Source organism: Nocardiopsis halotolerans DSM 44410, from assembly GCF_000341065.1.
Taxonomy (GTDB): domain Bacteria; phylum Actinomycetota; class Actinomycetes; order Streptosporangiales; family Streptosporangiaceae; genus Nocardiopsis; species Nocardiopsis halotolerans.
Map to the genome: position 1 here is coordinate 40,193 of NZ_ANAX01000164.1, position 9,529 is coordinate 49,721.

The window sequence follows — 9,529 nt, forward strand, 5'->3', positions numbered from 1 at the left end:
CATGACTTCAGACCTTCACACCCGCGTCGCCCGGCTCCCACTGGAGGACAAGGTGCGCCTGCTGACCGGGCGTACCGGGTGGACCCTGCACGGGAGCCCCGAGGCCGGGCTGCTACCGGTCACCGTCTCCGACGGCCCCGCCGGGGTACGCGGCACCGAGGTCACCCAGCTGGAGCACTCGGCCAGCACCCCCAGTCCCACCGCGGTCGCCGCAGCATGGGACACCGACCTGATGGAGCGCGCCGGCCGCTTCTTCGCCGCCGAGGCCCGCCGCAAGGACGTCGACGTCGTCCTCGCCCCCGTCCTCAACCTCCACCGCTCACCCGTCGGCGGGCGCCACTTCGAATGCCTCTCCGAGGACCCCGTCCTCACCGGCACACTCGGCGCGGCCTTCGTGCGCGCCGTCCAGGGCGAGGGCGTGGGCACCTGTCCCAAGCACTTCATCGGCAACGAGACCGAGCGTGAGCGCACCAGCTACCACGCCCGCATCGACGAGCGCACCCTGCGCGAGGTCTACCTGCCGCCCTTCGAGGCCGCCCTGGACGCCGGGGCCTGGACGGTCATGGCCGCCTACAACGGCGTGGACGACGGCGTGGAGTCCCGCAGCATGACCGACCACCGCCGCCTGCTCACCGGACTGCTCAAGGAGGAACTCGGCTTCGACGGCGTGGTGGTCAGCGACTGGACCGCCGCGCGCAGCACCGCGCCCGCCGCCAACGCCGGGCTCGACCTGGTCATGCCCGGCCCGCACGGACCCTGGGCCGAGGACGACGCCCTCCTGGCGGCCGTCCGCTCCGGCGAGGTCCCCGAGTCGGTCGTCGACGACAAGGTCGTGCGCCTCCTGCGCCTGGCCTCCCGGGTCGGCAAGCTCGACCGCGACACCTCGCCCGCCGTCGACGGCGAGGACGAGCGTGTGGTCCTGCGCGAGATCGGCTCACGCGGCCACGTCCTGCTCCGCAACGAGGGCGGCCTGCTGCCCCTGTCCGTCGACGGCGTGCGCCGGATCGCGCTCATCGGACCGAACGCCGTGGACGCCTACACCCAGGGCGGCGGCAGCGCCCACGTCAACTCCAAGTACCTGGTCAGCCCCGCCGAAGGGCTCCGCGCGGCCCTGCCCGACGACGTCGAGCTCACCGTCGTGCGCGGGGGAGACCCGCGGCGGCTCCTGCCCGCGGCCTCACGCGACCTCGTCACCAGCCTGGACCTGACCCTGTTCGACGCCTCCGGCGACCCCCTCGGCACCCGCGCGCTCGACCGCACCGCCTTCCACGTCGACGTCGACGACCCGAGCGCGGCCAGCGCCGTCGTCACCGCCGAACTCCACCTCACCGAACCCGGGACCCACCGGGTCGAGGTCGGTGTGGTCGGCCGCCACACCGTCCGCGTCGACGGCGAGATCCTCGCCGAGGGCGGCCGGACCGCCTCCGACGCCGAGATCCTGGAATCCCGGCACAGCCACCCCGACGGCCCCCGCACCGAGATCGAGGTCGACACGCCCCGCACCGTCCGCGTCCGGATCGACCTGGAGGTCGCCGACTTCGGCGGTTTCGGCCGCGGCGTCATCTCCCAGCTGCGCCACCTGCCTCCCGGTCCCTCCCCGGAGGAGGAGATCGCCGAGGCCGTCCGCACGGCTGAGGAGGCCGACGTCGCGGTCGTGGTGGTCGGCACCAACGACGAGGTCGAGTCCGAGGGCTACGACCGGCCCACCCTCACCCTGCCCGGACGGCAGGACGAACTCGTCCGGCGCGTCGCCGCCGCCAACCCGCGTACCGCCGTCGTGGTCAACGCGGGCGCTCCCGTGCTGCTGCCCTGGCTCGACGAGGTCCCCGCCGTCCTGTGGTCCTGGTTCGGCGGCCACGAGTACGGCCACGCCCTCGCGGACACGCTCACCGGCAGGTCCGAACCGACCGGTCGCCTGCCCTGGACCCTGCCCCGCGACCACGCCGACGTCCCCGTCATGGACACCCGGCCCAAGGACGGGGTCATCACCTACGACGAGGGCGTGTTCGTCGGTTACCGCGCCTACGACCGGGACGGCCGCGAGCCCCACCGCCCCTTCGGCTTCGGACTCGGCTACACCGACTGGGAGATCACCGGCGCCTCACTCGACGGCACCCCTCCCGAGCGCGACGGCGGCCTGCTCACCGGTCCCGTCCGCGTCACCGCCACACTCACCAACACCGGCGCACGGCCGGGGCACCACGTGGTGCAGGTCTACGTGGAACCCCCCGCCGACGGCGCGGGGACCACGCGTCCGGTCCGGGCCCTGGCCGCGTTCGCCTCCGTGAGGGCCGCCCCCGGAACGAAGACCACCGTCCACCTCGACGTCCCGCCGCGCGCCCTCGCGGTCTGGGACCCCGACACGCACTCGTGGCACACGCCGGAGGGGGTCTACCGCCTCGCGGTCGGCTCCTCCAGCCGCGCCATCGCGCACCGGCTCTCCCTCCCCGTGCGCTAGACCGTGTTCCCTCCCTGTTCGGACGCCCGAGGAACGGGAACCCTCGGCGCCTCCGGTGGGACGGCTCGTTCCCACCCGTCACCCGCCACCACCCTCAACGGACGCTACGCGCAGTCTTTCCTCTCTGTCACCCGCCACCACCCTCAACGGACGCTACGCGCAGTCTTTCCTCTCTGTCACCCGCCACCACCCTCAACGGACGCTACGCGCAGTCTTTCCTCTCCGTCTCCCGCCACCACCCCCAACGGACGGCCTGCGGCCGCGGTATCTGTCGTCTCACCTCCAGCCCATCCAGAACCCCGTGGGCGTCCGAAAGTCCCCCCGTCCCCCCACAGAAGGTCGCACGAGGAAGCAGCATGAAAGTTCCCCTGCCCCCACCGGCCGGAGTGTCCCGGCGCGGGCTGCTCCGCGCGGGGCTGACGGCGTCGGCGCTCGGCTCCGTCGCGGCGCTCGGCGGATGCGCCGCCACCGTCGGACCAGCGCGGGACCGGCCGATCGTCCCGCCCAAGGAACCCGGCGAGAAGATCACGCTCACGTACTGGACCTGGTGGCCGAACCTCCAGGCCGTGGCCGACATCTGGAACGCCGAGCACCCCGACATCCAGGTGCGGGCCGTGACCATCCCCGGCGGGCTCGACGGCGGCTACGCCAAGATGTTCAACTCCCTGATCGCGGGCAACCAGCCCGACCTGGCCCAGGTGGAGTTCTTCCAGATCCCCTCGTTCCTGCTGGAGAACGGGCTGGAGGACCTCAGCCGCTACGGCGCGCTGGAGTACGCCGACCGCTACGACGAGTGGCAGTGGCTCCAGGCCTCCTACATCGACGGCCAGTACGGCGTCCCCGTGGACTCCGGGCCGATGACCTACTTCTACCGCGCCGACAGGTACGAGGACTGGGGCATCGACGGCGCCCCCGCCACCTGGGAGGAGTACGCCGAGGCGGCCCGCCGCGTGGCGGCGGCCGGGGACGGCTCCTTCATCGAGTCCTTCCCCGTCGGCGACGCGGACTGGCTCGCGGCCATGTGCATGCAGGCCGGAGCCCGCTGGTTCGGCACCGAGGGCGGTGAGTGGTCGGTCAACCTCGTCGACGACGCCTCGGTGCGGGTGGCCGAGTTCTGGGAGGGCCTGGTCCGCGAGGGGGTCCTCAACCTCACCCACGCCGTGTGGTCCACCGGCTGGTTCCAGGGCCTCCAGCAGGGCACCATCGGCACCTGGACGGTCGGCAGCTGGGGCGACGCCATCATCAGGGGCAACGACCCCGACAACCCCGGCCGGTGGAAGGTCGCCAGCATGCCCCGGTGGGGCGACGGGGAACGGCGCGAGGGCACCTGGGGAGGATCGGCCTCGGCCGTGCTCACCGGGGCGCCCCACCCCCACGAGGCGGTGCTGTTCGCCAACTGGCTCAGCACCGACCAGCGGGCGGTGGACGCCATGATCACCGAGTGCGGCATCGGCTGGGCGGCCTCGGAGGAGCTCAACACGAACTCGGTCCGCAACCAGGGGCCCGACCCCTACTTCTCCGGCCAGAACCACACCGACGTCATCGCCGAGACCACCCGGTACATCCCCGCCGACTGGGAGTGGGGACCGACCCTGTCCAGCACCAAGAACCACATCGGTGACGCGTTCCGCTCCGCCGTCGCCGAGGGCACCTCCTTCGTGGACGCCCTGGCCACCGCGCAGGAGAACACCGTCGCCGACATCCGCGACAAGGGCCTGTCGGTGAGGAGCGTGTCATGACCGCCACCGCGCGCAGCGCACCCGGGACGGGTCCGCGGAACGGAGCGCCCGTCACCGCCCCCGCACGGCCCCGTCGCCGTCTTCGGAGCGGAGCCCTCGTCCCCTGGGGCTTCGTCGGGCCGTTCCTGGCCCTGTTCGTCCTGTGCTTCGTTCTCCCGATCCTGTACGCGGTCTACCAGAGCCTCATCCAGGTCCGGAGGCACGGCCTCTTCGGTGAGGAGGGACGGGAGACCGTCTTCGCCGGGTTCGCCAACTACGCCCGCGCCCTGGGACAGGAGACGTTCGTCGACTCCATCGGCCGCGTGCTGCTGTTCGGCGTCGTCCAGGTGCCGGTCATGCTCGGCCTGGCGCTGGTGCTGGCCCTGCTCCTGGAGTCGGCCTCGGCGAAGTGGCCCGGTTTCTTCCGCGCCCTGTACTTCATGCCCTACGGCGTCCCCGGCGTGGTGGCCTCGCTGCTGTGGGGCTTCCTCTACGTCCCGGGCCTGTCCCCGATCGTGGACGTGGCCGGGACGGTGGGCCTGGAACCCGACCTGCTCGGACCCGACGCGGTGCTGTGGTCCATCGCCAACATCATCACGTGGCTGTTCGTCGGCTACAACATGCTGATCCTCGTCGCGCAGCTCAAGACGATCCCGGGCGAACTGTACGAGTCGGCGCGCATCGACGGCGCCGGACCGATCCAGACCGCCTGGCACGTCCAACTGCCGCTGATCCGCCCCGCCCTGGTGCTGACCACCATCTTCTCGATCATCGGCACCCTCCAGCTGTTCGCCGAGCCGCAGATCCTGGCGGCGTTCACGGTGAACATCGACTCCGCGTACACGCCGAACATGGCGGCGTACAACTCCGCGTTCACCGACAACGACTACAACGTGGCGGCGGCGCAGTCGGTCATCGTGGCCCTGACGGCGTTCGTGCTCTCGTTCGGGTTCCTCTGGTTGGTCAACAGGAAGGACCGGCAGCGATGACCACGACCGACGTCAGGAAGGGCGGCGCGGCGTCCGCGCGGCGCCGCACCACGGGCCGGGGCACCGCGACCGGTGCCCCCACCCGGTCCAGGATCCTGGTCACCGCGATCCTCGCCGTCGCCGCCGTCTACTTCCTGGTACCCGTGTACTGGGTGTTCGTGGCCGCGACCAAGACCACCTCGGACCTGTTCGACTCGTTCGGCTTCGGGCCGGGCGAGGAGTTCGTCCTGTTCTCGAACATCGGCGAGGTCCTCACCCACAACGGCGGTATCTTCTGGCGCTGGACCCTCAACAGCCTCGTGTACTCGGTGTTCGGCGCCCTGCTGGCCACCCTGCTGGCGGCGGCCGCCGGGTACGCCCTGGCCAAGTACCGGTTCCGGGGCCGCGAGCTGGTCTTCGGCATGGTCCTGGGCGGGGTGCTCGTTCCGGCCGCCGCCACCGCCCTGCCGCTGTACCTGCTGTTCAGCCAGATCGGCCTGGCCAACACCTACTGGGCGGTCCTGCTGCCCAGCCTCATCTCCCCGTTCGGGCTCTACCTGTGCCGGATCTACGCCGACGCCTCGGTGCCCGACTCCATCGTCGAGTCGGCCCGGCTGGAGGGCGCGGGCGAGGGGCGCGTCTTCCTCACGCTGGGGCTGCGCATGATGGCCCCCGCGCTGGTGACGGTGTTCCTGTTCCAGATGGTCGGCATCTGGAACAACTACTTCCTGCCGCTGGTGATGCTCGCCGACGAGGACCTGTACCCGATCACCCTGGGTCTGGTGACCTGGCAGTCCTACCAGGGCCGTGACATCGAGATGTACATGCGGGTGGTGACGGGCTCCATGCTGTCGGTCATCCCCCTGGTCATCGCCATCATCGTCCTCCAGCGCTACTGGCGCGGAGGGATGACCGCGGGCGCCGTCAAGGGTTGACCCGCGTCGGCGGGACCCCGTCCGAGCCCTTCGGGGGTCCCGCCGCTTCCGGAGAAGCCCGTTCCTCCAGGGGAACGGGACCCCTCCCGCCGTTCCGCCCGGCCCGGACGCGTCACCAGGCCCGGACGCCGCCGACGGGGGCGGGCAGGCGCTCGTTCAGCCAGGTCCACGTGCCGTCGTTCTCGGTGAAGCGGCGCTGGACGCGCTCCACCTCCGTGAGCGGGTTCGAGAACACCTCGTTCCACGCCCCGGCGGCGCGCTCCTCCAGGTAGAGGCTGCGTGCGTCGGTACGCATGCGCACCGCCTGGAGGGTGTGGGAGGAGCCGTCGCGCAACTGGATGCGGTAATAGGCCATGGGAAGTCCCTGGAGTGTGGTTCGTCCTGGAGGGAAGGACGGTGCGTTTCCCGGAACGCGCTCGGCACCGGTGGGTGCGCGTGGGGGATCGGTTTCCCGGAACGTGCGGCGGAACGTGCGTGGTCAGCCGCGTGAGTGTCCGAAGGGCGGCGGCGGGAGTGCCGAGACCCGGAGTGCTCCGGGGAACGGGTGCGGGTGCCGGGGCACCGTGCTGTCCGCGTTCATGGACTCTACTCCTGTCCGGGGCGGATCGAGGCCGGAATCAGGCATGGGGCGGATGAAATCCCGGTGATCCGACGGTGATCACGGACTCCGATTCGGAAAAAGGGCTTGTTACCGCCACATAGCACACGATTCGTTTGATTCACTGCGGAAGTCGGGGGCCGTGAAAACCTCTTGCACCCGGCCGCCTCCTCACCGCAGTGTGATCGCCGTTCGTGTTTCCATGAGAGATAGCGAGTCGACGTGGCAATCACCCACCCCCGTGCCACCCGCCCCCGTACCGCCGTCGTCTCCGGCGGCGGTACCGGCATCGGCAGGGCCACCGCCCTGGCGTTGGCCGCCCGAGGACACCGCGTCGGCCTGGTGGGCCGACGCGGGGAACTCCTCGCCGCGGTGGCGGGGGAGATCCGCGCCGCGCACGGGCCGGACGCGGCCCACCACGCGGCACTCGACCTGACCGACCCCGAGGCCGTGGGCGCCGCCGCCCCGGACCTCGCCGAGCGCCTCGGCGGCGTGGACGTGCTCGTCAACAACGCCGGCGGCCTGCGTCCGGCACCCGGCTCCGACCTGGCGGGGACGGCGGCGGGCTGGACGGACGCGTGGTCGGCGAACGTGCTCACCGCCGTACTGCTCACCCAGGCGCTGCGCCCCCACCTCCGGGTCGACGGCGGCCGGATCGTCAACGTCAGCTCGATCGCCGCGCTGCGCGGTGGCGGCGCTTCCTACTCGGCGGTCAAGGCCGCCCTGCACGGCTGGACCTTCTCCCTCGCGGGCGAACTGGGCCCGAGCGGATGCACCGTGAACGCCGTGGCGCCCGGCTACGTCTCCGACACCGGGTTCTTCGGCGGCACGATGACCGACGAACGCCACGAGCGCCTGGTCGGCCAGACCGTCACCGGCCGCGCGGGAGCTCCGGAGGACGTCGCCGACGCGATCGCCTGGCTCGCCTCTCCCGGGGCACGGCACGTCACCGGGCAGATCGTCCAGGTCAACGGCGGCGCGTACATGGGCCGCTGAGGGGCGCGTCCACCGGGCCGCCGTCACCGACCGGGTTTCGGCGACGGCGGTCGGGGCGTTCTGAAGGGGGCGACTCGATTACCCTCGAAGTGCACCTTCTGCTCCCTGCGTGCTCCCCTTTCACGCCGCCCCGCCCCGAATGAGCGAGGTTCCCCTCAAGTGTCCACAGCCACCTTCACCGCCACCCTTCCCACGACCGTCACCGACCTGACTCCGGATGACCCGCTCCGGATCGGCCCCTACCGGCTGCTCAAACGGCTGGGAGCGGGCGGGATGGGTCTCGTGTACGCGGCCCGGGACGAGGGCGGTCAGCTGGTGGCCGTCAAACTGATCCACCCCGAGTACGCGTCGGCCGGCGACTTCCGTGCGCGTTTCGCGCGCGAGGTGGAACTGCTGGGCCGTGTGGGCGGCGCCTGTGCCGTGCCGCTGCTCAACGCCGACACCGAGGCCGCCCGCCCGTGGCTGGCGACCCCGCTCGTGCGCGGCATGACGCTGAGCGACTACCTGCGCAAGCACGGTCCGCTGGGAGAGGAACTGCTGCGCGGCCTCGCGGTGGGGGTGGCCGAGGCGCTGTCCCAGATCCACGAGGCGGGGATCGCGCACCGCGACCTCAAACCCTCGAACATCGTCCTGTCGCCGGAGGGTCCGCGGGTCCTGGACTTCGGGGTGGCGCGGGCGATCGACCAGACCGCCATCACCCGCACCGGGATGCTGAGCGGGTCGCCGGGGTGGATCAGCCCCGAGCACTACCGCGGCGAGCCGGTCTCGACCTCCGACGACGTGTTCGCGTGGGGTGCGCTGGTGGTGTACGCGGCGACGGGGCGCCCGCCGTTCGGCGCGGGGAACGCGGCGGCGGTGGCGCACCGGGTGCTGAACGTCCCCGCGGACGTCGAGGGCTTCTCCGGCCCCCTGGCCGACCTGGCGCTGCGCGCGCTGAGCAAGCAGGCGGCGGACCGCCCCACCGCGCTGGAACTGGTGCACGGCGTGGTCCAGGCCGCCTCTCCGGGACGGGCCATCGCACCGGTCCACGACGTCGGATCGGCGGCGGCGGTCACCGCCGGTGTGCTGGACCGCGACTGGCACGGCGTACGGACGGGATCCGAGCGCGAGTACGAGATCCCCGTGGCGGAGAGAGGCCGGGGCACGGGACGGGTCCTGGCCCGCACCGGTGCCGCGCTGGGGTCCCTGGTCCTGCTGGCGGGGCTCATCGCGGGCGGTGTCGCCCTCGGCCAGAACTGGGAGAGCCTGCCCATGGCCGCGTGGTTCACGACCGAGGAGGAGCCACAGGAACCCGCCCAGGAGCAACCGGCGGAGGAGCACCGCGTCCCGGGACCGGTCTCCACCGAGGAGCCCAGTGAGGAGCCGTCGGAGGAACCCTCCGAGGAGCCCAGTGAGGAGCCCAGTGAGGAGCCCAGTGAGGAGCCGTCGGAGGAGCCCTCCGAGGAGCCCTCGGACGAACCCGAACCCGAGGCCGAACCCGAGACCGAGGCCCCACAACCGCCGCCGACGGTGCCGTTGACCGTGTTCAACGCCGACGGGCCCTGCCAGGCCTCGCGCGCGCCGGAGTGCGGCCTGCGGCTGGTCCGCGACCCCTACGCCCCCTACGCCGCGAGTGGGAACCGTGCGGGCACGGTCTGGCACAATGACGCCCTCCAGGCGACGTGCCGGGTCACGAACGGCACCACCGTCACGGACGAGAGCGGGATGAGCACCAGCACCATGTACCTGGTGACCACAGGCGGCGGCGTCACCGGATGGCTGCCCGGCGCCCGCACGCGCGACACCGCCCACGTCCGCGTCTGCGAGCCCCACGAGATCTGACGGCCCGTCACCGGCGGCCGCCTCGGCACACGGCT

7 protein-coding genes are annotated in these 9,529 nt (G+C 72.0%); 6 read left to right on the forward strand and 1 reads right to left on the reverse strand.

The window, feature by feature from the left end:
- The first annotated feature begins 1 nt into the window (after position 1).
- The 4 genes from D455_RS0112820 to D455_RS0112835 all read left to right on the forward strand — a co-directional run bounded on the left by D455_RS0112820 (position 2) and on the right by D455_RS0112835 (position 6,079).
- The gene (locus D455_RS0112820; protein ID WP_026122579.1) at positions 2-2,458 is read left to right on the forward strand and encodes a beta-glucosidase family protein; all 2,457 of its coding nucleotides are present in this window, start codon (positions 2-4) and stop codon (positions 2,456-2,458) included.
- Between the two features lie 356 nt (positions 2,459-2,814).
- Positions 2,815-4,197, forward strand: a complete 1,383-nt coding sequence (locus D455_RS0112825) for an ABC transporter substrate-binding protein (RefSeq protein ID WP_040684826.1) — start codon at positions 2,815-2,817, stop codon at positions 4,195-4,197.
- Positions 4,194-5,165 (forward strand): carbohydrate ABC transporter permease, encoded by a 972-nt coding sequence (locus D455_RS0112830; RefSeq protein WP_017571127.1) that lies wholly within the window; start codon positions 4,194-4,196, stop codon positions 5,163-5,165. Before D455_RS0112825 ends, D455_RS0112830 begins: the two co-directional genes overlap by 4 nt.
- Positions 5,162-6,079: a carbohydrate ABC transporter permease gene (locus D455_RS0112835; RefSeq protein WP_017571128.1), complete on the forward strand. Its 918-nt coding sequence runs from the start codon at positions 5,162-5,164 to the stop codon at positions 6,077-6,079. Before D455_RS0112830 ends, D455_RS0112835 begins: the two co-directional genes overlap by 4 nt.
- 112 nt (positions 6,080-6,191) lie before the next feature.
- On the opposite strand, the gene D455_RS0112840 is transcribed toward D455_RS0112835, so the two are convergent.
- Complete coding sequence (locus D455_RS0112840; protein ID WP_017571129.1) at positions 6,192-6,434, reverse strand: hypothetical protein; 243 nt, start codon at positions 6,432-6,434, stop codon at positions 6,192-6,194.
- Positions 6,435-6,899: 465 nt separating this feature from the next.
- Here D455_RS0112840 and D455_RS0112845 point away from each other — a divergent pair, with 465 nt between their 5' ends.
- Both D455_RS0112845 and D455_RS30275 read left to right on the forward strand, forming a co-directional pair.
- Positions 6,900-7,673 (forward strand): SDR family NAD(P)-dependent oxidoreductase, encoded by a 774-nt coding sequence (locus D455_RS0112845; RefSeq protein WP_017571130.1) that lies wholly within the window; start codon positions 6,900-6,902, stop codon positions 7,671-7,673.
- A 159-nt stretch (positions 7,674-7,832) separates the two neighbouring features.
- Positions 7,833-9,494 (forward strand): serine/threonine-protein kinase, encoded by a 1,662-nt coding sequence (locus tag D455_RS30275; protein WP_051064632.1) that lies wholly within the window; start codon positions 7,833-7,835, stop codon positions 9,492-9,494.
- Positions 9,495-9,529 lie beyond the last annotated feature (35 nt).

Excerpts from the sequence above, each read along its gene's own strand:
- D455_RS0112840 (WP_017571129.1), bottom strand. The coding sequence starts at position 6,434 with ATGGCCTATTACCGCATCCAGTTGCGCGACGGCTCCTCCCACACCCTC.
- D455_RS0112835 (WP_017571128.1), top strand. The coding sequence starts at position 5,162 with ATGACCACGACCGACGTCAGGAAGGGCGGCGCGGCGTCCGCGCGGCGC.
- D455_RS0112820 (WP_026122579.1), top strand. The coding sequence starts at position 2 with ATGACTTCAGACCTTCACACCCGCGTCGCCCGGCTCCCACTGGAGGAC.
- D455_RS0112825 (WP_040684826.1), top strand. The coding sequence starts at position 2,815 with ATGAAAGTTCCCCTGCCCCCACCGGCCGGAGTGTCCCGGCGCGGGCTG.
- D455_RS0112830 (WP_017571127.1), top strand. The coding sequence starts at position 4,194 with ATGACCGCCACCGCGCGCAGCGCACCCGGGACGGGTCCGCGGAACGGA.